The sequence below is a fragment of the Lentimonas sp. CC4 genome (genome assembly GCF_902728235.1).
GTDB lineage: Bacteria > Verrucomicrobiota > Verrucomicrobiia > Opitutales > Coraliomargaritaceae > Lentimonas.
The window spans coordinates 540,354-567,282 of record NZ_CACVBO010000002.1 but is presented as its reverse complement, the minus strand read 5'-3'; the positions used below and the strand labels follow the sequence as shown (position 1 = coordinate 567,282).

Sequence of the window (26,929 nt, the reverse complement as noted above, 5' to 3'; positions counted from 1 at the left end):
ATTTCCTTTGCACACTTTTAAATTAAGTTTTGTTCCTCACCAAAAATTCGATCTTTCAATCCAATCCATCTTGATCGGGAAATTGTTTTTTATACTTTCTCACGCGGTCTGACCACCCAGTGGGCTCCAGCGGCAACACATCGCTCTCGCCTGCCCAATGAAGCCACTTGCCCTCTAGGCGCTGCGCCACTTCCGGATGTGATTTTGCGACATCCTTTTGTTCATACGGATCAGCTTGCAGATCAAAAAGCTTCCACGAATGTTCTAAATCAGCGCGCACCAGCTTCCATTTTCCAGAGATAATTGCGCAGCTTCCTTGGTGCTCAAAAAAGAGATCGCGCGGTGGCAGTGATTCCCCAGTTATCGCAGGAAGCAGGCTGACTCCGTCCGGTGGAGTGATTGCCTTCTCATTGAAAGATTCTGGGTAGTCCAGACCCGCAATATCCAGACAGGTGGGCAGGAGGTCGATGATGTGTGCCCTGTCGTGGCGTATCTCACCGTTGAGCTCACCAAACCGGCTAGGGAAATGAACAATCAAGGGCGAGCTGATGCCCCCCTCAAAGGTCTTCGCCTTAAAACCAGAAAAGGGCGTATTACTCAAATACGCACCTAACCAGGAAGCGGATCCGCCCTCCATGGTGGCTCCGTTGTCGCTCAAGAAAAACAGCACCGTATTGTCGTAAATCCCTTTGCGCTTCAACGCATTCACGACCTCACCGATACCGTCATCCATGATTTCAATCATGGCAGCATAGGTCGCCATTTCTGTGATCCACTTCTGTTGCAACTCGGGCTTCAAAGAGTTCCACTCGGGTAGACCTTTATGCTGGATTGATTGATCTAGGTCAGAAGTAAGCAATCCTTGCTCGACCAATCGCTCATAGCGGGATTGTCGCAAAACGTCGTAGCCCACCTGATACCGTTCGATGCATTGGTCGATTCGATCCTGTGGAGCCTGTAGCGGACGATGCGGCGCGTAGTGCGCAAGATACAGGAATAATGGATTTTCGGTGTCATGACGATCGATAAACTCAACTGCAGTCTGTGTGATCGCATCGGTGTAATAATAATCCTCTGGAAATGTGGTGATACGCTCATTATTGCGCACAAGACCTTTCACCTTGTAATAGGATCCGCCGCCGACCAATCCGCCGTAGCTTTCATCAAATCCACGATCAAACGCCCAACTCCCATTGGGGCCCGCGTTCGGGTTCGTTACATTTCCGTCAACCGTCAGATGCCATTTACCGCTGATGTAGGTTCCATAACCATTTTCTTTCAGCACTTCAGCAATGGTCGGAAACTCCGCAGACAACTGACCGCGATAGCCAGGACGATGCTCATCCACTGCGGCCATCCAGCCCATGCCCACTGAATGCTGATTACGACCTGTCATTAGTGCGGCACGACTCGGGCAACAGCGACCCGTATTTTTAAACTGCGTAAAACGAACCCCCTCCTGCGCCAATGCGTCAATATTCGGAGTGTCGATCTCTCCCCCGTAAGATCCCAGATCCGAAAACCCCATGTCATCACACATGATCAGCACAATATTAGGCCGCTCTGAAGCCATCACTGCTGACGCAAGCGTGCATAAGGTCAGTAAAATGAGGAAGGGGAAATGGCGAGACATAGGCGGCATGAGCGTGATCATTTGGAAATGAGGGCGCGGAAGGTTTTGCACTTGCAGATTAGGGACATTACACACAGCTTGAGGGTCAAACTGTTTTATTAAAAGATAAACACTACTCAAGTCAATAAAGCGTTCAACTAAATTATTAATGACTGCAAAATTCATACTTATATGCCTATCTCTGATCGGTGCACACGCCACAGGGCACGCTTCTGCTTCGCATTCACAGGAAGCACATTTAGACATTGCCGGCGTCACACCCTATAGCAATCTCCAGACTTCTTTCTCAGATCCCTCTGGTAAAAAGTATCCTAATTTCATTGCACTGGCGCACGCTGCAGGTGCCAATACGGTAAGGTTGGGCTACACGGTTGGCGAAGACCAAACCGAATTCTACGCCCAAGCTGAGGTGGCCAGAAAGCTCAATATGCAGATTGTCTGCACCATCCACCTCAATGTAGACGAAGAAAAAGACTTTGCCTCTATGCTTACGGCGACGGAGCGCCAGAGTCAGTGGGCTTACGACGATCTGAGGCGCCGGTCAGTGAAGCCGGTATTGTTATTGCTCGGTAATGAGATCAACACGGGACATGGACACATCAATCGATGGGCCAGCTGGAAGACCACAGAAGGCGATTTCATGACCAACCTGGCAGCATCACTCAAAGCGGGTGCCAAAGGTCTGCGCAAAGCGGGCTACAAAGGAGATATCGGCGTCCACTGCGATCGCTCATGGGCGGCAATGTTCACTGGCCTCATCGAAAAGGGTTACACCGACTATCAAGTGGCGGCCATTTCCCTGTATCCCAAGTGGGGCGACATGAAGACCACGGTGGAGCAGAAAGCTGAACTCATGCATGGCCTGGCCACTGAGCAGAAGAAGAAAATCTTAATCATCGAAACCGGCGCGCCTTACATCGGGAAAGGCAAGCATAAGACTCAGGACTTCGACCCAGAGCTCGTTGAGGAGATCAGCCCTCGGGGGCAGGCGCTACATCTGGAGAAAGTCTGTCAGCTGATGCTGGCGATTCCTGAGGGACGCGGGCTCGGTGTGATCACCTGGGGTTCAGACCTCACCACAGGAATCCACAAATGGGATCATGTAACTTGGAACCGGGCACAGGTGACCAAAGAGCGCGTTGCGCTTCCCAGTCTGTATGTGTTTGGCAAATACGCGAAGCCGGTAAACTCAACTAGGTTTCAAGGCAAATAAGGAGACGGATCCCAAGCAGGAATCCAACGAGACTTATCCAAGCGCCAGCCTGCTTGCTTCAAGGCCTTCTCGCCGCCCATGGACTTCGCCTTCGCTTCCCACTCTTTAGTTTGTTGATAATAGTCTTCGGCAAATTCCTTCAAAGTGGCAGGATCGGCCAGCGGATCCATGACGATCTTATTACGCCAGTTTGCCAAGGAAGTCTTGAGCTGCGCCTCGACTTGCTGGTATTCGGGATTACCAGCTAGATTCGAGAGCTCACCCGCATCCTTCTGGAGGTCGAACAACTCGAAAGTTGGCGGTGTGGCCGAGCGTTCAATCAAGTAACGCCCTTCCTTGGATGCTTCCATCATTTTCGTAATCGCAAAGCTGGAATCGTTATCACCGGGGCGAGTGGTTTCACCGTCGCCTAATAAATTATAAATAAGCTTAAATCGCCCATCAGATACGGTGCGAGCTGGCCAAAAGTTTTTCAAGCCAGTCGTGTGCGTGTTGTAGGCAGAAAATAGCAGTTCACGTGCCCCCTCTGGGCGCTCGCCAGTCAGAACCGGAACAATAGAATGCCCGGGCAAGTAGGCTGGCTTGGGCAATTCAGCCACGTCGAGAAAAGTCGGCATGAGATCGACAAACGAAACCAATGCTTCGGATCGAACGCCTGGCTCCACCACGCCCGGCCATTTAACGATGAACGGCACACGAAGTCCATACTCATAGGAAGTGGTCTTCCCTCGATGTAAATCGGACGGACCATGATCCGAAGAGAAGATGACCAAGGTATCCTCGGAGTGCCCATACTTCTCCAGCAGGGCGAGCACCTGTTCGACGTAGTAATCAACGCGCTGGATGGCGCCGTAATAGGTGGCGAGATATTCGCGAGCTTTATCAGTCATCTCGATATCTCCCCAATGCGGCAATGCTTGGACACTTTGTGGATCCACTGGATGCAACCCGAGCTTCGACTCCATGCCACGAATGGGTTCATAGCTGGGCGACCAAGGCGTGTGCGTGTCATTGGTCTGCGCTTGGAAGTAGAAGACCTGTCCCGGCTGCAGCCGGTTTTTCAAAAAATCCTCAAAACCATCGATACAGTTAGACACTCGAAACCTACCGGGATCCTTGCCCAAGGCATTGCTATTATAATTGTATTTGTAATCAAATGGCACAGCACTCTGCGGCGACACACCCGTCTTGTAGGAGATGCCGGTGGCATAACCCGCAGCCTTCAGCATCTGCACAAAGGTCGGCACCCCTTCGCGATATTCAAAACCATGCGTCTGATCAAAAGCCCACATCCCATTTTGGTGCGGATAGAGACCGGTAAAGAGACTGCCACGCGAAGGTGCACACGACGGCGCGGTGACATTCACCCGCTCAAAAACCATGCCTTCATCGGCCAATCGACTCAGCGCTGGAGTCTCCTGTGTGTAATCGCCATAGGGCGCAATCTCACAGCCCATGTCCTCCATGTGAATAAAGAGAATGTTCGTGGTCGAGCTGGTTGCGCTAATCAAAGCTTCAATGCTTGCTGGCAGGGCTGACTCGGCAGCGGCTCCCCGGACGTAGGTCAGTTTCCCAATCCGGATCGTATTGTCGCGAATGCGCTCAATCTTCGCTGGGTGTCCACTCTTCCAGAAAAGGAAATACTCACCGTCGCGTTCTTCCCACCTCAAGCCAGCACCCGAGGGAGTGAGCACTTGATTGCCCGAAGAAAAACTAAAGACTTTATGCGGCCGATCTTCCTGCTGCCAGTCCCCTTCCAATTGGAATTTGCTTGGAAGCGCTCCCTTATCAGAGCTAACCGCTGGTTCGATGGGTGCAGGCTTCCCCGCAGAAGTGTAGGAGACAAAGACCATCGCCGCTACGATGAACAGGTAGATTTCTTTTTTCATATTAAAATTCAGTTGGTGTCGTTCGCCCCTCACCCTCGGTGTTGCGCGCGGTGTAGAAGAGCTTGGTCATGCGCTCGATACGCTCTTGCTGCTCTGGATTATGGATTAGGTTGTGCGCTTCATCCTCCAGAGGGTTGGCCTCCACATCAAAGAGGCCGACTGCACTGATGGTTCCATTCATAAACGACCATTTCTTATGCGCACGGCTTTGATTATCCCAGCGCCCGACGAGCTTCCAACGTCCATCATACACCGAGACCGCATCTTCAATCTTATGCGCCCCAAGCTGCTTGCCTTCGTATAAACGTCCGTTGGTGATAAGCGCGCTTTCGCGGTCAGGCGCATTTTCCTCACCGAGCAGCAGAGGCAAATAGCTAAAGGAATCCCGCGCCTGATCCTCAGGAATCGAGCGCCCCGTCAGGTCATAAAGAGTCGCCATTAAGTCGAGCACCAAGACGCGCTGATCGCTACGGCTGCCCGGCTCAATCTTCCCCGGCCATGTTGCGACAAAGGGCACTCGATGCCCCCCTTCGTAAGCGCTCGATTTCTCCGCACGTAGCCCGTTACTGGAAAGATGGCCATTGATATCCGTCTCTTCCAACGCCAGCCCGCCATTGTCTGAGGTCACGATGAAGAGTGTGTTCTCCCAAAGACCTTCATCTTTCAATTTTTGCACCAGGGCTCCAACCTGCAGATCGAATTCGACGATCATATCGCCATGCTCGGAGTGCGTCTGCCCTTTAACAGGCTCTCCGCGAAAGGTATCGGGCGGTGAATGCGGATGGTGCACGGCTTGCGAACAGAAATACATAAAGAATGGCTTACCTTTTTCGCGATCAATAAAATTAATTGCGCTCTGCACCAGCATCGGCCCAGCAAGGCGTGAGTCATAATTGGTGTCTCCCAACTTGGCACCAGCTCCCTTGGTCCCAAGCTTACTGCCCTTGGGCATCGCTTTCCAATCGAGCGGCTTCATCTCGGAATCAGGCGCCAGTTTCATCCACTGGTCATTCTCAAAAAAGGCAAAAGGAGGTCCCTGAATGCCACCAGGCAAGGTCAGCGAATAGTCAAATCCTAGGCGACCAGGGCCGCCGGAGACAATGCCCCGCGCCGCATCGATCTGATCAGCTTCTTCACCGAAAGCGGGGCCGTCATAGATCGCATCCGTCCCCTGACGATACCATTGACCGCCGAGGTGCCATTTACCAAAGAATGCAGTCCGATAGCCGGCCTCTTGCATAATCATTCCAATCGTCTTCTGCCCCGGCTGAATCGCAGATTTCTCGGCCGAACCCCAAACACCCCACGGCAGGTGACAACGAAAGGTGTAATTACCCGTCATCACCGTGTAGCGAGTCGGTGCACATAAGGCCTCTGCATGCACGGTATCGAAGCGCATCCCCTCTTGATATAAGCGATCCAAATTGGGTGTCGGAATAACTGGCTCAGCACCTGTTCGCTCTCTATGATAAAACCCAACATCACCAATGCCCAAGTCGTCTGCCATCATAAATACGATGTTGGGCGAAGATCCCGCGCATGCGGACACAAACAAAACTAAAAATGGCAGCAGCGTTGAGATCGATAGCGTTTTCATTTAGACAAGTTTAAAGAAGTAGCGCAGGCCAAGAGTAACACTGCTATATTAAAATTTAATTAAATCTACTATTGTCAAACTGTTTTATTTTTATCTTAATTCTTTACCTGCTCTAGCACCTTAGAAATACCCATTACCTATTTTCATTATTACTGACTGATCCATCATGCCCCAAACAACTCCAAATGACCATGTTCCTTTGCGCGAAAAGCTGGCTCTTGGCGCAGGTGCACTAGCAGCCTTCTTTGGCTTCGGAGGCGTCAGCATACTCGCCTACCCCGTCTATAATATGCTGCTCGGCGTGAGCGCCGCATGGGTAGGCATTGCCTTAATGGTGCCACGCCTTTGGGACGCCCTGACCGACCCGATTATGGGGCGCATCTCAGACAACTGTCATTCACGCTTTGGTCGGCGCAAGCCCTTCATCGTCGCAGGCGCCCTATCCATGGGCATTCTCTTTGCCCTGATCTGGCATGTTCCGGAAACTTGGAGCGACCCGCTAAAGATCACATACTTCATCGTCCTGCAGTTGTTGTTTTTCACCAGCTACACGGTTTTTGCGGTGCCCTACAATGCACTGACCTATGAGATGACGCCGGACTACAACGAGCGCACACGAGTCATGGCTTTTTGCGCCTTCTTCCATAAAATGGGTGAATTCGGCGGCGGTTGGATGCTCCCCATCGCGGGTGTGCTGAGCGTGTCGCTCGTCGCGGGCGCCACCGATTTAAACATGACTGGCGTGATCGCGATCGGCTGGTTCATCGGTCTTATTGTGATGGCCGGCGTCGGTATCCTTCCCGGAATCGCAGTGCGTGAACGCTTCAAACGCACCACCCAGTCGCAAGAAAAAGTCGGGATTTGGAGCAGTATCAAAGGTTCTCTTTCAAGTGCCGCCTTCCTCATCCTCATCACGATTATCGTGCTGAATACACTGTCTGGCATCCTCGCGATGGGCATCGACCAATACCTGCTGGTGTATTTTATGAACGATGGCGATAAGACCGCTGGACTCATTCAAAAAGGCATCCTCACCAGCGGCTACGCCGTAGTCGGCTTTGCCTCGATCCCCATCATTACATGGCTGGCGGTTCGCTTAGGCAAAAAAGGCGCACTCTATATGGTCTATGGGCTAATGGTGATCGGCGGCATTGGCAAATGGTTCATTTTCCAACCGGGTCACACCATGATTCATCTAGGGCCTGTCATTATCGATCCCGTTCTGTTAATCGATCCGCTACTCTGTGGCCCCATGTGGGTGGCCGTCAAAATCCTACTCGCATCGATGATGGCCGACATCTGCGATGAGGACGAACTCAAGCACAACCAACGCCGCGAAGGCATGTATGGCGCAGTCTTTTCTTGGCTAGAGAAAATGGTGGTTTCTTTGGCCTACCTAGGCACGGGTCTCGCCTTAGCATTTGCGCAATTCAACCCCGACCTCGGCGGTGCGCAGACTCCAGAGACCTTCACTCGCATGCGACTATTCCTAGCAGGCGCTCCCACATTAACAGCGCTGTTTGCGATCGGCGCACTCTACTTCTACCCGATCACCGCAGAACGCGCGGCCAACACTCGACGCCTCTTGGAAGAACGCCGCGGCACGCCCCTTGATTCAACTGCACCCGAATCTCAATAAGACCGTCCCGTTTTTAGAACTCGACTAATCCTTTGAGCGACAGCCGGCCAATCACTATCGAAAAATTGAACGAATCGTCATGAGTATAACGCTTACAAAGAAGAAAAAATTAAATCCGATGCTATTAAAAGTGCTGCTGATTAGCGGCGGCTTGCATTTTATCGCATTTTTAGTTCTCGGTTCGATCACAATTTACAAGTATATCATCCCTGAGGATGCTCAGTTTGAAGAACCGCCGAAAATCGCCGAAGAAGAACCGCCGAAAGAGGTTAAAGTGCAGATCAAACCACAAGCTGCACCGCAAAATCAACCGTTACAGCAATTGCGGATGAAGCAAGTCGGCAACATCGCCGTGCCAAATGTCGATGTGAACCTACCAAGCATGGGAGACTCCTTTACTGTGAGCGCAGGATTAGGGGGAGTCGGCGGAGGTAGTTTGCTCGGCGGCACCCGAGGCTCTATTGGCATGGGCATGTCCGATATTAACGTTTTCGGATTGAAATCACGCGCAGAGCGCGTGCTTTTTGTGATCGATGCTGGCCGGCACATGCTAGAAGACAGTAAAGGAGGACTCCACAGTTACCGAATCATCAAACAGGAGATTACCAATATGGTGTCTAATCTGTCAGCGGGGACCCTTTTCAACGTCGCCTTCTACGACAATGGACAGCTCTATTTCTTCAAACCGAGACCGATTTCAGCCGGTGCGGAAGTCACGCAAGAATTACAAAAATGGGTCAGCCCGATCAATGCCGACGCTCAAAAACTAGGTCTGCCCAGTCGCGTTCGCCCTAAGATCGAAACGTTACCAGAACATCCAGTGCATCAGGCCATCATGGGCAGCCGACATTACAGCCCCAATGAAAACGCCTACGTCACTCAAATATTCCTAGAACAGTCAATCGATGCCGTCTTTCTGATCACTGGACGTCACGGAGGATTCGACTCTCTACGCCGCCCATGGACACCAAAAGAAGAGGAGGCATGGCGTAAAAAGACATCTGACCCAAAGTATCAAGAAGCCCTCAAATTACACAAAGCCGAAGAGAACGAATTAAAGAAAAAAGCAAAAAATAAGCTAGATGCCCTCAACAAACAGCGTGCTAAGAATGGCCTACCCCCGAAAATCATTGATGGTGGAATGCTAGGCGCAATGGGACTAAAAAACACGATCCCCCACCCAGGATATGCACCACACTACTATATCGAGCAGCGCCAAGTAGAACGCTACTTCAAAGATGTAATCAAGGAACTCTACGAAGATCAAGGCGGTCAAGCGCCCACAATGAACGTCATCCTCTTTCTAGCAGCCGACGCTCAAAAAAACGACAAACAGGAAAAGGAGATCAAGGACTATGTGAGCTTTTTCAAAGGCAGATATAAAGTGATCCGTGGCCTAAATCAAATTAAGGGGGCTAGCTCTATTCCCACCCCGGACGAACCAGAGTAAAGGTAGGTATAGGTTCTTCGACTTTTCCAGCGGCTGCTTGTAAAATCAGCCATTGATCTGATATCAGAAATTCCTGATCGGCGCAGTGTATAACTTTGCGACGCGTGGCTCAGGTAAGGGGAATACAAAAACGACACGTCGCACCTCGGGCTCATGCCGCCAAGACTGACGCAATAACCACTGCCTAGTCTCAATCGTGTCCTTAACTGAATCAAGCTTCACGCGATAGGAGCCTTTTTCCTTAGCAGGTTCCGACAGCAAAACTGTGGTTTGGGGTTTTAGTATTAGTTTCTTGTCTCCAACCATGCCAAATATCGAGGCTTCTGAGTAATTGATAAACAACAACTCGCCCGGACCAAATACAGTATCACTAGCGTCAAGCGCTTGAACGCGGATCGGCATGATTGGATTGTTCGGATCCTCAAATACTAAAATCAACACCTTACTCCAGCTTGCTGGAATCGAAAGACTCGGCGCCGCATCCGGAAATACAGCCCGCTTCGGTAGCCGTTGCGGCAAAAAGCCAAGTCGAATCTCCCCATCAGCGAGGTCAAATGACTTCGAAAAGTTGTGCCTTTCTAATACCACTTCCTGAGGATCGCGGCGGTTGTAATCCTCCCCCTGCGCGGTATAAACAAACGATGTCTTAGGCGCCGACTTCGGGGCACCATAATACAAGATACGTGCAACACGATCGGCATGCGCCGAAACAATGGCGAAGATCGAAAGTGCGCCGAAAAAAGCTACCTTGAGATTGAACCTGGAAGAATTACAAATCATAAAAAAACTATCTGTGTCTAAACTTCGTCAGGCGATAACCATCGGAAAGAAACGATTGAAAAGCGCCTGCCGAAGCGCTTATTGATCTCCGAGGTCAGAGTAGCGTCTCCCGGCAGAACAGTTGCAACATCGATAGGATCCACATAATCCGCACGTCGCTGCACCACTGCCTCGCACCAAGCTCCCGCAACCGTGTCGCCACTAATGAGATCTTTGCTTTCACCATAAGCTCGAATGACAAAGGTATCATCGCGAGCAGAGATAACAGGAGCGATAGGACGTAAAATATCCGCTTGGCGAATCCAACCGGGAAATCCGTAGGCGACATTACCCTCGGCTGCTTCAGGGAAGATGGCAGCTGTGTTCGTAGTTTCACCAAAAATCCCTTGAATCTCGCGATACAGATTTTGTTCTTCGTCTCCCAATTCAGATAAACTTTCAAGTGCCGCTTCAATGGCACCTGACTTTGCCAACTCGGGCTTGTCCGCAACTAATCGGCGATTTATAAATTCAGACAATGAAAGAAAAGGCCCCCTCTGTTTGACCTGTTCGACAATGGCCCCTGCCAGCGCCTCAATTTGCACATCACTCAGTCGCTTATGCGTCGCCAAAATATTTGCATAGTTCCCAGACGCATTGCTCGGCCCCGCTATGGTCGTGCGACTCACAGGCTGCCCATCACCACTCGTAAGATTGATGTCCCAGCTATCTTCGGAAATAGAAAGTTCCGGCACATCCTCGTCATACATATTTCTTAGTAACGCGGTCCATGCACTCACTGAAGTCGAGTTTATGTTGAACATACCCTCTACCTCGATCTCCGAGGCAACATCATGCCACGCATCGGCATTAGGGTCGGAGAAAAGCGAGTCGGATTGAGCAACTGCTTCAACCTCAGTCAATACCACAGCGGGCTTGTAGGCGCGATTAGGCAGCGCTGTCTCACCTGAAATGAATTCCTCATACACGGTCTTAATGTCGCGAGCCTCCGTTTTAGACCAAGCCGCATCTCCGGAGCAATGGATGAGACAAACCAATCGTCGAAGAATAGATGATTTCCGACATAACTATGATCATATACGGTAATTTCCTCATCTGGAACGCTGGCACTGGCACTGTAAACGCCATCACCAGCAATTTGAGAAGATGCGTGACTGTTACCGATTTTAGTCAGCGCGCTAAACCTACATGCATATGATTACTGCGGCGACGCGGTGAAAGAAATCCTGCTGAGCAAGTGCGAGCATAAGGTCAGCCTGGAGATTGATACACTCCTACTCGATAGTTACGGAAAGCCCACCTGAAAACATTCGTCAGTTTTACTTAGACGGGCGTGCCGCCTTCGAAGCTGACAAACAGTGCACCTGGAACAACACAGACATCGGTAACACTTTACACAAGGACATCGGTTACACTTCTGAAGACTATTGAGTGGTTAGTGTTAGAGTCAAGGTTTGTGAAGGACTCAGCAGGGAAGGATCTATGTTTTATGTTTTTCATATCGGCCTTGCTGCTCTTGGTTCTTTGTCAGGCTTGATGACTACAGACTTAGGCCGCCAGCTGTCTTTGTTATTAAACTCCAAATCCCCAAGGTGCAGGTTCGCATAATGCAGCTCAGTGATACCAAATAGGTTCTCAAAAAGTCCGACATTACAGCCTGCATAGATCTCGCTCAGATAAAAATTTGAACCGCAGTGGGATATGTGCCCGGAGTCCCTTACACGCTTAACCTGATAGCCCTGAGGATAGCGCATTTTGTCCTGTTCACCTAAGCGTCTGGAGCTCGGACGGTAAACTTCGGCAGGCCGAAGCATGCCTAAAGACTCACGTGGGCGGTCATGATGATACTCATGACGCCAACGATCAAAACGCTTCTGCTGCGCCTTCATATTGGGAGAGGCTGGGCTGCACACTTCGGCCTTCATATCGCGGTGGGAGCGCTCATGAGAGCCGTTGTCTTGTGGACAGCCGGGGCGAGTCAACTCAACTCGAATCCCTTGCTCAATCCACCATACGCTCAGCGGTAAAAGGCCTCCCCAGGCATTTGAAGCAAAGGGTGTCCCGTGATCCACTCGGATTATCTCAGGCAAACCATAGTGGCGCATGAGCTTCTTACAGCTCCTGAGCGTGAGCTTGAACTGTTGGTTTGGCTGCCCCTTTCAGCCGATGTAATAGTGGCTAAATCGATCACACACAGTCAGTGGCTCACAACGCACATCATTGCCGAGCATGAACCATCCCTTGAAGTCGAACGTCCACACTTCATTGGGGCGCGTCGGCTGTGTCAGATCCTCTGATAGAACTCGATGCACTCCTGCTTTACGCTTACGCTTCTTGGTCAACCCGCGACGACTCAGGATATTATTAATCGTGTTAATATGCGGTCGATCCTCTAAGCCATGAACTTTCAAAAGCCGATCATGGATCTTCTTCGGCCCCCAGGTCGGATGTTGCTTGCGCTCTTTTAAGATTAGCTTCTCGACTGCTGAGCTGGTTGTGCACCGACAATCCTTGGGCCGACGACTATGATCATTTAGACCATGGCGACCATAGGCCTGATAGCGTTTCAGGTATTTATGTCCGTCTTGCGGCTGATTCCAAAATCAGCACACAGGTCGGTGATCGTGAAGCGACCCGTTTGGGACAGCATAATAAAGCGTTCTTTTTTTGAGTCATTACATCGGTTTCTGTCCATGGCATAACTGCCATTTTAGTGTCACCGATGTCCTTGTGTTAACTGTTAGCTATGTCCTTGTGTCATACCATCGCATACAGTCCTCATCGCGTAAACCCGCTATAGGAACGATCAAACAAAACAGATACAATGCGGAGAACATGAGGTGAATTTCAGCACTTTATCAATAGAGTGAAGCGTGAAGCTGAGCATCGTAGCAATTAATCAACTGCCCCCTCCCCCCGACCACACACCTCATCCAAATGAATAAAAATAGCATTAACACAGTCCGTGCAGCGCTCTGTCTACTCAGCCTGACCACAGGAGCCCATGCGGCCACGATCACCTGGGGTCCGGCATTTGATATTGCTGGGGATACCGACATCTCTACGGACGGAAGTAGCGTTGTCGCTGCTAGCTTTGACAGAGCTGCTAAAAATATCTCAGTGAATGGCGTAACATTCAAAGGGGGCGGGTCTACATCAAACATAAGAAACTCCAAAACCTACGAAACGGCATTGAGCTATACAATGGACTCGGACGCCCCTGCCGCATTCAAAGCACCTGGAGGAACATTCGAGACGCTTTCGGCGGACTACCAAAACCTATTGGACAGTGGCGTGTTCGTCACTCCAGGAAGAGTCGAGCTCATCTTAGGCGATTTGAAAGTTGCTGAAAAATATCAAGTGCAACTCTGGGCCAATGACCCGCGCGGCACGGCCACATCAACGATCGAAGTCGGATCCACGACGCTTGAATTTAAAGCGAAAGGACAGACTGGAAATGCAGGGCAATATGTCATCGGCACCTTTATTGCAGATGCCACAGATCAAGTGATCGCCGTCACCTCCAGTGGCGACCCCTTAGCGTGGCAAGTGAATGCCCTGCAAGTGAGATGGATACCCGAATTTTCAAAGTCTGTGCTGTTCGCAGGTTGCTTCGCGCTCTGCGCTGTAATCACGCGACGTCGCAAGTCATCTCTAACGCTAAATCACGTAAATGCGTAGCGATTTTGCTAAATCGCGCAAATGCGCGATATCAATCAAAGAAGCACTTATATAGTATCCTCAATCGATAGAGTTCCCTTTATCACTCTGTGAAGTATATAGCCTAACAGAGATCTCCAAAAATTAACCCCCCTTGATACAAAATGAAAAAAACTAGCATCCAAACAATCAGTGCAGCTTGCTGCTTCCTCGCGCTTACCACGGCAGCTAATGCCGTCGAAGTTACTTGGGGCTCGGCATTCGATCTCGGTGCGACAGTTGATACCAGCGTTATCATCTCAGGCACAGGAACAATCATTTCCAGTTATACTCAATCAAGTAAAATCACATACTTTACAGGCGCGACCGCTGGATCTGATCTCACGGGCGTCACTGTTAGCGGTTCAGCTGCTACAACTTTCACTTCTGCGGATCTTTTGGCAGGGCTCCAGAGCTTTGCTTACAACACGTCTCAATATTCCTACAATAACGGAACCTTGACCTATACCGGCCTGACTCAAGGTGAAACTTACCAGATCCAGCTCTTCATGTCAGATGCTCGCTATCCAGCACCTGGAGGCAGTGATGATGCAAGAACATGGGAATGGACGAACGCTGATAGCGTCACAGCCACTATGTCCTCTCCAGGGCAGTATGTCATTGGCACCTTTGTTGCCGATGCCACTGAGCAGCTGGTATTGACTGGCGGCGGATTTACTGATGGCGGCGGCGTCCTCGGAGGCGACTTATCCATGAGCGTGCTTACGCAAATTCCTGAGCCTTCTGCATATGCGCTGTTGGCTGGTTGCTTAGCACTCACATCTGTAATGGTTCGACGCCGCAAGGCATAAGGCCAATTGGGGCTTCCCCCTCCATTAAAATGTAGCAGGCCTGCAGAGTGTTTAGGAGACTCTGCAGGCCTTTTTTTGATTTCCTCGCCCCTCCATCCGGTCAGTTCCGGGCTTTCGCGTCATGGCGAATGTCCGTGAGTTCTTCCGGCATCGCTTGAAACCTCGCATGAAAAAAAAATCCCCCCATTTTCAAATCCCCTCATTGACTCAAAAATGCACACAATCAGCCCTGCTCTCTATCGGGTTGCTCTTTGGACTCAATGTGCACGCCATCGAAGATGGTAACCCTTTAGTCTCGCACATGTTTACGGCAGACCCGTCGGCACATTCGTATGAGGGACGTATCTATGTTTATCCCTCGCATGATAAGGATGATTCCAGTGGCTACAACATGACGGACTATCATGTTTTATCATCGGAAGATCTGGTGAACTGGACAGACCACGGCAAAGTGCTGGATGTCACTGATGTGCCGTGGGCGAGCAGCAAAATGTGGGCGCCCGACTGCGCCTACAAGGATGGCACCTATTATTTCTATTTCCCCGCAGTCGATTCAAGCGGAGATAAACATATCGGAGTCGCCACCAGCACTTCACCCGCTGGGCCGTTTGTGCCCGAAGATGAAGCGATCGAAAGCAGTTTCGAGATCGACCCGTGCGTATTTACAGATGATGACGGACAGGTATATATGTATTGGGGTGGACATACCTGCAATGTAGCCAAAATGGATTCAACCATGAAGCAGTTCGACGGAGACATTGTGGAATTAGAAGGGACTGATTACTTTTATGAAGCCGCTTGGATGCATAAACTAAACGGGACGTATTATCTAAGCTATTCTACTGGAGGTTACCTTCCTGACACGAATGAGCATTTAATTGCCTATGCGACAGCAACCGATCCGATGGGCCCCTTCACCTACCAAGGGATCGTCAATGGCGATGTATCTGGCGTCACGAATCACCACTCGATCATGGAGCACCAAGGACAATGGTATCTGTTCTATCATAATATCGATTTGCCAGGAGGCACTAATACTAGGCGTAGTGTCGTGGCCGACTATCTCCATTACAATGATGACGGAACTATCAGACAGGTGATTCAAACCACATTAGGCATTGGTCAATACAATGGATTGACCACAATCGAAGCTGAGAATTACACAAAAACGGAGAACGTCGAAAAGCGTGAAAACAGTAATGATGATGGCCTGCATGTCATCTTTGATCCGGGCGATGAGCTGGTATTTACTAATATTGATTTAGGCACTCTGCTAACAGACACCCTTCGAATGAAAGTCGCCGCGACCAGCAGCACGGGAAGCATTGAGATTCGGACAGAAAGTGGCGACCTATTAGGCACTGCGCCCCTCACACAGGCCAGCGGCTCACAGGTCTGGCAAACGATCTCAGTCGAAATTGATCCTCTTGACGGCGTCTTCAATCTTTCACTTACGTATACCGACACTGCTGCAAGCCAATTGGAATTAGATTGGTTCTCATTCTCAGGCGAGACAGTGGATCCTATCAATTTAGCTTTAAGTGGAATCGTGTCGCAGTCGTCAACAAATTATGATGCAGAAGCCGAGCTGGCCATTGACGGCAATACCGATGGTGAATGGCTAAACGGATCTGTGACGCATACGTTAGAGGAGGATCAAGCATGGTGGCGCGTCGACCTGAGAGAGCCATGCAAGATTTCTGAGATTAATATATGGGGACGCACAGATTCTAATTCAGACCGTCTCAGTAATTACGATGTAACGATTCTAGACAGTAGCGAGGAAGTGGTCTGGACATCGTATCAAGCAGATTACCCGGATCCTTCGGTGACGCTGGATGCGAGTTCAGCCATCGGCCAGTATGTCATCATTCAGCTACAGGGCAGCGAGGCATTGAGTCTCGCCGAAGTCGAGGTTTACGGATTCACCGTGGATTTCCCGTTGGGTCTATTGGCTGAGTGGACGATGGATGAATCCAGTGGAACCGATGTGCCTGACTCCTCTGGCCTCGGATATGATGCGACCGTCGAAGATGAGAATTGGGTGGTAGGTTTGGAAGGCCAGGCCTTAGATTTTGATGGCATCAGCTCTAGAATCACCCTTCCAACGAGGCCTTTCGCGTTTATTCAGAATGAGATCACACTCTCGATGTGGGTCTATGGAAGTTCGGAGCAACCGCGCCAAGATACCATATTTAGCGCAGCAGATGCCTCGGGTAATCGAGTGCTCAGCATTCACCTGCCGTGGTCGAATTCAAATGTTTACTGGGATGCGGGTAACAGTGACTCCAGCTTCGATCGTATTTCTAAGACCGCTACGGCAGATCAGTTCAAGGAGGGCTGGAACCACTGGACCTTTACTAAAAACGCGATTAGCGGATCGATGAAGATTTATCACAATGGCATTTTGTGGCATAGTGCTACGGAAGAATATCTGACCATGGATGGCGTGACGCAGGCCTACCTCGGCAGCGCGATCGTCGATGGTTCCTATGACGGGTTGATCGATGAAGTCAGATTGTATAATACAGAGCTGACGGATACTGAAGTGAATGCGCTCTACGACAGCTACGACAGCGTCACTGCGTGGCTCAGTCAGTTCACGTCACTAGAAGATAGCTCGCTTGATGGTGATCCAGACTATGATTCCACACCAACGCTTCTGGAATATGTTCTGAACGGTGATCCATCCGTCTTTGACGATAGCATACTGCCTGAATTTAAAAAGACGGAAGGCGACTATGTATTCAAATTTGTCCGTTGGTCAAAGTCTACGGAGCACACCACGCAGACTTTCCAATATAGTGTCGATCTAGACCGCTGGGATGATCTTTTACTAACGGGAGACACACTAGACCCATCAGTCAGCGTGGGCGAAGAGGTGGATGAGCTTGAAGAAGTCATGATCACCCTCGGAGCTGAGGAAGCTGTGGATGGGAAACTCTTCGGCCGATTGAAGGTGGAAGAATAAAAGTAGATGACTGTCGGTCTTTTGCCATCACATCGAAACTCCTTCTAGGTTGTGCAAGGTAACTTCATTTAGCTCGTATCTTGACGATTGCTTGAAACGCGATGCTTGGCTCCCTTTGGCATCTCTCCTGTAATGAAGGCATGACTGGTCGGGGTAAAGGATTGATTTGATGCTGATCAGGCAGACTCGTAGACCTGCTAAAGCGCAATTTAGATTGTAGTTTTTTATCTGGTATCGTCCTCTCGCATACAGTGATCACGCACCCAGTGATTTCTAATTTGAGCGACTCCTCATAGATCGTTGGCACATCCATGGCGGTCAGTATGCGCAGGGCATTGCGATTGAGGCTTTTAATCCAAAGCTTCTTCGAGCAACCATACTCTTTGAGCCTAAAAAGAGTAGTTAGAAGTAATCCGCGCGGTGGCGCTCAAAACCCTTGGTCAGTCTCAGCGGTTTCCAGTTTGAAGCTCTGTGGCAGGTGCCCTCGAACTGCTCAATGTCGGTGAAGGTCTCGAATTTACGCGACGCCTGCTCACTCAGCCGCAGGCACGTGAACATTGATCTTATAAAATAAGCGTTCAGGTAATGTTACAACAGGCTCCAGTAATATCTTGTCGTATTCGGCGCCAAGTTCACTGGCAGGTGCAGGGTCCGCAATCTGATAATAACGAGTATAATTGAACCATTCCGTCAAATCCTCGGAAACTAGCACCTCGACACCCAAGCCCGCTTGATTATAGCGGTGATAGGCGAACTCAATCTCTTCCGCATTCGTGGTGACCAGCCCAAGAATGGGTTGTGATGCACCTGTGGTGGGATCACTTCCCAGTGCCTGTTCAATCAAAGCACTGACTTCGTCGCGATCTCCGTCATCCGCCCCGTCTAGATTTAAATTTCCAAAAACCTCTAGTTCATACGCATCCAACAAACCATCACTGTCTCCGTCTAAGCTCTGAGCTGGCGGCGTTGTTGTAATGATCAACTGTAATGCTTCGTTCACTCCGATCGTTGCTAGGTCATCGGACTCTGAAAACGCTGCGGCTGCGAATTCCCGCCCCTCCAAGGCAATACGCAAGCCATGGTTTGAGTAAGAACCGTCCAACCAGCCACGCACTATATCAGTCACATCAAACCCGCTATCATCTCCTGACACACCCACTGTTCCGCTGTAAAATCCACTGGCGTCGGCCGCAGTGCCAAAATCGCTATTATTACCAAAAACAAAGGAGTCAGCCACTCCAGTGTCATCAAACTCTGGATACACTCCTGCCGTCGTCCCCCATGCCTCAGTCACGCGAGCCAGGGACAAATCCGAACTATACTCGGTATTCAAGCGGTTCACCTGATGCACCCTTAAGCGTGCCTCCGTAAAGTCATCGAGTGTGATACCGCCTAGATCAAAGGCAATAAACAGGCGGGTGCGCCACTGCTGATTACTGGAGCCCCGCTCACGCGCAAACAGGTTTCCTGCCTCCGCCCATCCACTAGATACCCCGCCCTCGACAGCTGGATCGTCCTCCGTTCCATTCACTCCGACTAGTTGCACATAATTCGGGTCAATCTCCACCACGGAATCCGCTGGAACACTTGCCCTTGATGCGGCATTACGCGGATCGGAAAAGGCGGCGAGTTCATCGTCGTCATCCAACCCGTCCCCATCAGTGTCTGCAACCAGTGGGTCCGTGTTCCAAATTAAGACCTCGTCACCATCCTCAAGTGTGTCCGAGTCTGAATGAGCATTGCCTGCCTGAGTGCCGTATGTATACACCTCAACCGCGTCTTCCAAACGGTCACCATCGCTATCGGCATCCAAGGGATTGGATCCGTATTGAAATTCCTCCAAGTTGGTCAATCCATCTGGCTCGAAGTCTAAAGCGCTGTCCGAAGGATCGTTTCGATCCAGTCCGGCATAGGTGTTCTCGAACGCATTCCCCATACCGTCGAGATCGTTGTCAGGTTCTGGCACATTGCTGTCGCCGTCCGTGCCATAGCTGGTGTCTCCTCTAATCTCATTAAGCAGCGCATACAGCTCCGATTCCTTGTCCAGTGATTCCTGTGTAGGTGAAGCCACAGTTAATAAATTGGTGCGCTCACCGGGATCATCAGCTAGATTAAATAACTGCCGAGGCGTCCCAAACACTGTCCCCCCAATACCACTAACTAGCACATTGTCTGCATCATAAGTGGCGGTGTATCCCCCACTACCAGTGCCATCGAGTAGCTTCCACTCTCCTGTCTTATCCACTATCGCTAATTGCCCGTTCATCGAGTGCTGAATAAAACCTTCACGACGAGTCTCTGGCATGGAATTTCCATACAAAATAGGCAAGAAGCTTTCGGCATCTGGCGCTTCATCTTCTGCAAAATCATAACCCAGATACGCCGCCATCGTGGCGAAGAAATCCCCCTGCCAGCAGGCATGGTCAGTGGTGCTACCAGGTGCCACCACTCCAGGCCATCGGACGATGAAAGGAACTCGCGTTCCGCCCTCCCAATTATCCCGCTTCACACCGCGAAACGGCCCATTCCCATCCAGACCCGCATTTAGACTCGCCGTCTGTGCTGCTTTCTCGGGTCCATTGTCACTGGAAATAAAGACAACCGTGTTGGAGGCCAGACTATCGTCTGTTCCCGGATTACCATCAGGGTCGGCGAGCGCATCCAAAATCACACCCGTATAATGGTCGGTTTGGGCAAGATAATCGCCATATGTGAATGAAGTGCTGCCAGCAAAGTCCGAACTGACCGCCCATGGTTTATGTGGGGCTGGCATGGGAACATAGATAAAAAAGGGCTCCCCATCCAAAGCACGTGCCCTGATAATTTCAGCGACTTTGGCCGCCTGAACCTCCAAGTAATCGGAGATGACAAACGTCGGATCATAGACACCGTTACGAACCCCAGCAACAGTGCCTTCCATCATGACGGCATTTGTCGCAGGAACTGCCTGACTAAAATCAACCATCCCGGTATCACCATCCACAAATCCCCCCTGGTAGAGCACAGTATCGTCCTCAATCCATGTATATGGTGGCATATCAAGCGAAGCTGAGGTTCCGAAATAATAATCAAACCCCTGATGATGCGGCGTATCTGTAAGCTTCTGAGAAAAGTCGATGGTGTCGCCCGACGTTGTGGTATCGTCATCGTCCAGCACATCGGCATTACTGTCCTCATCCACCGGAGTCCCTGATGGACTATAAAATTGCATCCCGATGTGCCATTTACCCACCATTGCTGTGCTATATCCTAAGGACTGGAACATTTTGGCGAAGGTAAAGCGATCCTCCTGAATGATTGGAGCACTATAGCCGCCAATCACGCCTGTTTTTTTCCATGTTCGCCAGCAATAGCGGCCTGTCATCAGCGCATAGCGCGACGGCGTGCACACCCCGTCCGCCGAATGCCCAGCAGTGAACATCATGCCCTCACTTGCAAGTGTATCAAGGTTAGGCGTCAACGATGTGAGTGTTGTATCATATGCACCCATATCGCTGTAGCCCATATCATCGTAATAGATCATGATGACGTTGGGCTGCCCCGAGGGGGAAATCGGCGGAGAAGAAGTGATCTCGGTCGCCGTGCCAAACACATCAAATTCATGATAAGCCACGACTCCATCGTCCTGCGCCTCATCAAAATTGCTAAATGTAATCGACTGCACACCGCTGGCAAGAACCCCCGTATCGTCGTCCGAGATGTAGACTCCAGTCCACGTGCTCGCTGGAATTGTCGTATAAGTCCCGCTGCTGATCAACTGAGAGCCTCCGTTTACAAAGTTAACCGTGACGTCATAGCCCTGATTGGAACGTCCGTCAGATTGAGTATCCCATCCGGAAAAACTGTTGATACCAGTAATATCATAACCCGCAGAGTTCACACTGATATCGAAATTGACCGTGAACGTCGCACCCGTAGCAGGAACAAGAACAACCTGAGTCCCACCATCAGGAGCGGCTCCAGCAACACCATCGTTGAGTCGCTCAATGGGGTGATTATTGCCGACGGCAGCACTCATGCTACTAAACGTAGTTTGACTCGAGTCAGCCAGATCAACCGCACTGGGTGATACGCTAAGATCAAAATCTGCGGTGCCAGTCCCAAGCCCCTTCTCTGTAGTCACTACCAGCTCAGCGTTTGCATACATCGCCGTAAGCAAACACGCATACAATGCACATAACACATTCTTCATATAAGTCCTCTTTCCGTAATTCGACATTCTAAATAAGATGGCGGATTCAATTTTGCACTACTACTTCTCACGTTGGAAACTATCGCCACCAGCTGCTACAGTTTTGCTGGTAGTAGGTAATCGTTTAATTTCAGACTGGAGTAAACTTCATTCAGTAGCGCCTCTTTTTCAGTGGACGACAACGCCGCTGACGCCTGCAGAGCTTGTTCTGCAGCTAGCTGATCTACTGGAACCCAGACGCTCATTACCTGACGAATCTGCTCTTTGCGCAACGATTCGCTAGAGATGGTTTCCGAAAGGGTAAATGCCAGAGGAACATTGCTGTTTTTGTATGTCTCCAGAGCTTTACCCAACGCCGCATCCTGAATTGCTCCAGGTTTGAGCGATTTGAGCCATTCAATGCCGCGATTCGGATCATTCAGGCTATAAGCCGCGGCCAGTTGTTCACCTGCAGTGATCTGCCCCCATTCGTCCATCGTTTCGAATGCACCTGCCAAAGCTTCAGGATCCTTGTGCGCCATGTTCATGGCAACGGTTGTGAACAAACTCTGATAATCCGGTGCTTCCTGATGATTCATAATATAACCTAATGCAGCCGTTGCATTCGTTGAAGACCATCGATCCATAACACCTTGTAACGCATACGTTTTATCTTCGCCATCCAGTGCCTGCACCCATTCCAATGCGTAATCAACATCCCGTTCCGCGATCTTGCAGGCAACCTGAGAGACAAAGTTGCGTTTATTTTCGCAGGGTTCCATATCGGAAATTAAAGCGGCTGCCTGAAAGGGATCCTGTTCAATATAGCTCCCCATCATCTGGTTGTATAAATAAGGAAATTGCGGGGTCATTTCGGCCGTCTCAAGCCAGTCAAATGCCGCATAAACATCCTGCTGTGCCCATTGATTAACGGTGATGGACAACAATTCATCACGCTGGGATCCGATAGGCATCTGTTCTACACGGGCAACAGCGTCAACCGGATCCGCTTGAGCTATGCCCTGAAAAACGGCCATGGTTAAATAACGACTATCTCCATCGACGCTCTTGTTGCGTTCTATCCAGCTGAATGCTTCATCAGGGTTCTGTTGTGCCATCTGATGTAAGCTCTCATAGACTAGGTCGGTGCGATTCACCTCTTGAGCATACATAACAGCGGAAAGTGGGTCTTTTTTCGCCCATTCTGAAATCAGAACACGCAACAATGATTGATTGTCCACGGCACTCGACGATGCCGCTGCCGTGCGGGCCATCCTTTCAAAATCCCCAACAGGAACCGCATCAAACAGTGATGTGCCTAATGCCGTTACACCCACAGGAACCGATGATCGCGGAGAAAGGACGCCTTCAGCTCCATGTGATGTTCCGGTTAGACTTTGCTCCGAGGCTGCAAGGCCTTCATTAGTCGATTCCCTGTCGTCCGAAACTGGCAGCGTAATGCGCCCCACAATGATTCCCGCGGTAAACATGCTTGCTGCAATGGCGATCACCCAACTGTTTTTTGTTTTCATATTTATCTATTAAAGCAGCCGATCAGCTGATCGGCTGCTGGCTGTGTTTAATATTCTCCCCAAGTAAACTTTTCCCATGCACCGATTGAATCTCTGTTCGCACATAATGGACGAGCTGTATCGACGTTGTGATCAGCACTGACATACTTTCCATTCGCACGAGCCTTCAGCGAAAGGGTTCCGTCACTGTTTTCAACCCATGTAAACTTCTCCCAGGGGCCGATCGATGTCGATTGATAACGAGGCTGCAATTGAACATTTGCATCTGTTTTATCAGCCGAAACATACATCCCATTCACGTTGGACTTCAGTGCAACATATCCATTGCCAGCATCTTCCACCGTGAACTTCTCCCAATCGCCATAGGCGGCACGGTCGGCATTCAGCGGTGCATAACTATTAATTGACTGATCCGCGCACACATATTTTCCATTAATTTCTGCTTTCAACCAGATGTTTTTCCCTATCGGCGAGCTAGTAGTGCCATCATCGATCGGCGTGTAATCAATCGGGTTTACCAGATCCTGATAATCCGAAGAGGCAACCACGCCGGCATTATCGAGCACATTCACAAACCAGGCTGTTGTATTTAACGGATAGTTAGCGTTTACCGTGTAAGTTCCATCCCCATTATCAACAGGTATAATGGCTTTCTCAGTCCATGTGCGGTCTCCCGCAAAACCGGTATCGATGGTCGAAACAAGCGAGGCTGAAGCCAGCGATTTCGTGGAAGTAAAGGTCACTGAGACAGCGCGACCAGATGCGGTCAGACTTTCCTGAATACACCAAGGTCTTCCGCTCAGTGCACTATTGGCAAATGCAATGACCTCAGGTGTATCGAACGCTCCCATGCCATGCCCCAGACCAGGGACTGACGAAACCATACGTGTTGCTGGCGAGGCTGCATAGGTCTTGGCCTGTGCGTCCAGCGGGAAAATATTATCGGTCGGCCAAGAGAACCACATGGTTGGCATGGTTGCCTGGTCCATGCGCACCATGGGATCCCACATCGTTATATAGTTCTCATCGTCATAGAGATTTTTCCCATAGTGGTTATCCACATCATAAAGATGCCCGCTTCCATACACTGGGACAGCGAAGGCAAAACGATCATCAATACCAATGACCGTTGAAGTAATAATGCCGCCCCACGACACACCAACTACTCCGACTTGATTTTGATCGACCGATGCGAGTGAACGCATCAGGGAGTTAGCCAGCACTGTGCATGAAGCCGCATGATACATCCACTGATCCGTGATCGGCTCAAGATCCGTGTCTCCGTAAATTCCAGCACGCGCCGGCCCGGCTGCATTGTGTTTATAGTAATCGCCGACATTCTGCCCAGCTGCAATCTGCTCAGCCGTTGCAATCGCGTCAGTCTGACCTTCGGTAGCAATCATAATCGCCGCGTATCCATAGCCGACCCACGTGTCTACATATTCTTGCAATGCGGTTCCTCCGCCACCATGGACCAGCACAACACCTGGAACGGGATTGTTCGCATCCGCTCCTTCAGGAATACCAATGTATGCATAAAAACGGGTGTCGTTTCCCCCATAATCGACCCCATCAATATATACCGATTGAACTTCTCCGGCAGTCATCGTTGCTTTGCCATTACCTGTGTCGGTGGTATACATACTGGGTGCATTAGTTAAGTCACCGATGCCTGCAATCGTTTCGAGATCTGTTGCTGCACTCGCATTGAGAGCTACAACAAGCCCAAGCCCCATCGCACATTTACGTATTCGTTTATCCATCTACTGCTTTCTGTTATATTTTTAAAGTGTATGGCGAAGCTTATAGGGCTGGACAGTCAGATACTATCCAGCCCTGTGATGCTGCTAGCCGTGCCTAATATTCTCCCCAGGTAAACTTCTCCCAGGCACCGATTGCAGTCTTGTTCCCACACAATGGGCGAGCTGCATCAACGTTGCTATCGGCACTGACATAATTCCCATTCCTGCGAACTTTCAGCGAAATGGTTCCGTCGCTGTTTTCAACCCATGTGAATTTCTCCCATGAGCCGATCGAAGTCGCTTGGTAACGAGGTTGCAATTGAACATTTGCGTCTGCTAGATCCGCGGAAACATACATCCCGTTCACGTTAGCTTTCAGTGCGATATACCCATTTCCGGCATTTATCACGGTGAACCTTTCCCAACCACCGTATGCGGCACGGTTGGCATATAGCGGTGCATAGCTATTAATCGATTGATCCGCGCATACGTATTTCCCATTAATTTCTGCTTTCAACCAGATATCTTTACCGATGGGAGGACCGCTGGTGCCATTATTCTGTCCCCAAACGATTGAAGAGGTTTTATTTTCAACATCCAAGGTCACGGTGCAGTGCTCAAACACGCGTGTATACACATAGCCGTCTTTCACAGCCTGGTCTAAGGGTTCGCCCATTTCCTTGTCGAAATCATCATCCCAGCTCATCATTGAATCAGCGCCCCAGTTGCTTCCTTCACCCACCCAGCGGTAATAGGTGTTGTCATTGGCTACGATGAGGTAAGCTGCATGCGTGAACTCGTGAGTTGCAGGCCAGCCACCATAAGCATCTGTATTGCCATCATAAGAGCCCCAGCAGACCATCATATAATCGTTCGGAGCTGTAATCAGGGCGTCGAGCAATACGACTGCAGAATTGGCACTCACGCAGCGTTTACGGAAAAAGTTATCAATGAAGACACCATCTGAAATATCAAACAAATCGGGGTAGTCGCGTATGACCATTCCGCCAGGAGCCATATCGATTCCGTTCAGCAGACGAAAGCTAGTCCCTTCCATCCCTTCCAGCATATATCGAACATTGTCTGGATAAGTTAAATAAGTTCCGCTGAAACCATCCACGAAGATTCCATGGAGGTCACTGTTCTCGCAGTTCCAGTTTACCGTGTCGATATACCAGTCATTCTCATCAGGATTACTAAGGTTCAGACTAATCGTATCGCCGTCGTCATTGTATAGGAAATAGTCAGGATGATCGATCAGTGCCTGAGCTTCGGATTCGAAGAGATCAGGATAGTCACCACCAATACTATAGATCATGAGCGGTTTGCACAGTGGATTGGCCTCGACCATGCGAGCTGCTGCAATGCGACTGGTTAGCTCATGAGATGGATTCCCATAAATTGCACGCATGTGTGTCTTCTCGATGGTGAAGTATTCAAAGTGATCCCGGATCCAATCATACTGCTCATCGGTAAAGTCACCACTGTCATACGCATGGCCATAAAGCCGAGTCCTTTCCCATTCACCCGCATAACCCGGTTCTGCCTGAGCCTGAAACGATGTGGTAGCAATGGCAAGACACGCCGCGGTCATAATTTTTCTACCAATATTTTTAATTTTCATAGTATTCCTTACTTGTTTTGGTTATACAGTCTAACTGCTTGTTGATATTATATCTTGGGTAAACCCACCCAGCCACCGATGACCGAACAACTCGCACATAATGGGCGATCGGCATCAAGGCGTGATCGGCACGAACATAGCATCGGCTTTTATTCCATTCGCCAACGCGTCTAGGCG

The 26,929-nt window shown here is 50.1% G+C and carries 16 protein-coding genes and 1 pseudogene; 6 read left to right on the top strand and 11 right to left on the bottom strand.

Annotated features, from left to right (window positions below):
* Positions 1 to 55: 55 nt before the first annotated feature.
* Positions 56 to 1,642, bottom strand: a complete 1,587-nt coding sequence (locus GZZ87_RS18730) for an arylsulfatase (RefSeq protein ID WP_244654009.1) — start codon at positions 1,640 to 1,642, stop codon at positions 56 to 58.
* Between the two features lie 139 nt (positions 1,643 to 1,781).
* Between GZZ87_RS18730 and GZZ87_RS18725 the strand changes: the two genes are divergently transcribed.
* Positions 1,782 to 2,846, top strand: a complete 1,065-nt coding sequence (locus tag GZZ87_RS18725) for a glycosyl hydrolase 53 family protein (protein WP_162028187.1) — start codon at positions 1,782 to 1,784, stop codon at positions 2,844 to 2,846.
* Here the strand turns inward: GZZ87_RS18725 and GZZ87_RS18720 are convergent.
* Both GZZ87_RS18720 and GZZ87_RS18715 read right to left on the bottom strand, forming a co-directional pair.
* Complete coding sequence (locus GZZ87_RS18720) at positions 2,834 to 4,735, bottom strand: sulfatase (protein WP_162028186.1); 1,902 nt, start codon at positions 4,733 to 4,735, stop codon at positions 2,834 to 2,836. The two genes, GZZ87_RS18725 and GZZ87_RS18720, sit on opposite strands and share 13 nt — an antisense overlap.
* 1 nt (position 4,736) lies before the next feature.
* On the bottom strand, positions 4,737 to 6,332 hold the full coding sequence (locus GZZ87_RS18715) for an arylsulfatase (RefSeq protein ID WP_162028185.1): 1,596 nt from the start codon (positions 6,330 to 6,332) through the stop codon (positions 4,737 to 4,739).
* Between the two features lie 166 nt (positions 6,333 to 6,498).
* Between GZZ87_RS18715 and GZZ87_RS18710 the strand changes: the two genes are divergently transcribed.
* Both GZZ87_RS18710 and GZZ87_RS18705 read left to right on the top strand, forming a co-directional pair.
* Entirely contained in the window at positions 6,499 to 7,971 is a 1,473-nt protein-coding gene (locus GZZ87_RS18710) for an MFS transporter (RefSeq protein ID WP_162028184.1), read from the top strand.
* 79 nt (positions 7,972 to 8,050) lie between these two features.
* On the top strand, positions 8,051 to 9,421 hold the full coding sequence (locus tag GZZ87_RS18705; RefSeq protein ID WP_162071483.1) for a hypothetical protein: 1,371 nt from the start codon (positions 8,051 to 8,053) through the stop codon (positions 9,419 to 9,421).
* Positions 9,422 to 9,484: 63 nt separating this feature from the next.
* On the opposite strand, the gene GZZ87_RS18700 is transcribed toward GZZ87_RS18705, so the two are convergent.
* The 4 genes and pseudogenes from GZZ87_RS18700 to GZZ87_RS19940 form a co-directional block, all read right to left on the bottom strand.
* Positions 9,485 to 10,201, bottom strand: coding sequence for a hypothetical protein (locus GZZ87_RS18700; protein ID WP_162071482.1), 717 nt, complete (start codon positions 10,199 to 10,201; stop codon positions 9,485 to 9,487).
* Positions 10,202 to 10,218: 17 nt separating this feature from the next.
* Entirely contained in the window at positions 10,219 to 11,238 is a 1,020-nt protein-coding gene (locus tag GZZ87_RS18695) for a hypothetical protein (protein ID WP_162028262.1), read from the bottom strand.
* 459 nt (positions 11,239 to 11,697) lie between these two features.
* The gene (locus tag GZZ87_RS18690; protein ID WP_162028261.1) at positions 11,698 to 12,306 is read right to left on the bottom strand and encodes an integrase core domain-containing protein; all 609 of its coding nucleotides are present in this window, start codon (positions 12,304 to 12,306) and stop codon (positions 11,698 to 11,700) included.
* 54 nt (positions 12,307 to 12,360) lie between these two features.
* Positions 12,361 to 12,777 (bottom strand): annotated as a pseudogene (locus GZZ87_RS19940) (helix-turn-helix domain-containing protein); the annotation flags it as partial.
* 361 nt (positions 12,778 to 13,138) lie between these two features.
* Between GZZ87_RS19940 and GZZ87_RS18680 the strand changes: the two are divergent.
* The 3 genes from GZZ87_RS18680 (at position 13,139) to GZZ87_RS18670 (ending at position 17,683) form a co-directional block, all read left to right on the top strand.
* The gene (locus GZZ87_RS18680; protein WP_162028260.1) at positions 13,139 to 13,882 is read left to right on the top strand and encodes a hypothetical protein; all 744 of its coding nucleotides are present in this window, start codon (positions 13,139 to 13,141) and stop codon (positions 13,880 to 13,882) included.
* 143 nt (positions 13,883 to 14,025) lie between these two features.
* On the top strand, positions 14,026 to 14,712 hold the full coding sequence (locus GZZ87_RS18675; protein ID WP_162028259.1) for a hypothetical protein: 687 nt from the start codon (positions 14,026 to 14,028) through the stop codon (positions 14,710 to 14,712).
* 166 nt (positions 14,713 to 14,878) lie between these two features.
* On the top strand, positions 14,879 to 17,683 hold the full coding sequence (locus GZZ87_RS18670; RefSeq protein WP_162028258.1) for a family 43 glycosylhydrolase: 2,805 nt from the start codon (positions 14,879 to 14,881) through the stop codon (positions 17,681 to 17,683).
* Positions 17,684 to 18,215: 532 nt separating this feature from the next.
* On the opposite strand, the gene GZZ87_RS18665 is transcribed toward GZZ87_RS18670, so the two are convergent.
* From GZZ87_RS18665 to GZZ87_RS18650, 4 genes are all read right to left on the bottom strand, one after another.
* Positions 18,216 to 21,902, bottom strand: coding sequence for a sulfatase-like hydrolase/transferase (locus tag GZZ87_RS18665; protein ID WP_206753330.1), 3,687 nt, complete (start codon positions 21,900 to 21,902; stop codon positions 18,216 to 18,218).
* A 68-nt stretch (positions 21,903 to 21,970) separates the two neighbouring features.
* Entirely contained in the window at positions 21,971 to 23,386 is a 1,416-nt protein-coding gene (locus tag GZZ87_RS18660) for a hypothetical protein (protein WP_162028256.1), read from the bottom strand.
* Between the two features lie 47 nt (positions 23,387 to 23,433).
* Positions 23,434 to 25,149 (bottom strand): hypothetical protein, encoded by a 1,716-nt coding sequence (locus GZZ87_RS18655; protein WP_162028255.1) that lies wholly within the window; start codon positions 25,147 to 25,149, stop codon positions 23,434 to 23,436.
* Between the two features lie 94 nt (positions 25,150 to 25,243).
* A complete protein-coding gene (locus GZZ87_RS18650; protein WP_162028254.1) occupies positions 25,244 to 26,752 on the bottom strand; it encodes a putative glycoside hydrolase in 1,509 nt (502 codons plus the stop codon).
* Positions 26,753 to 26,929: the final 177 nt, after the last annotated feature.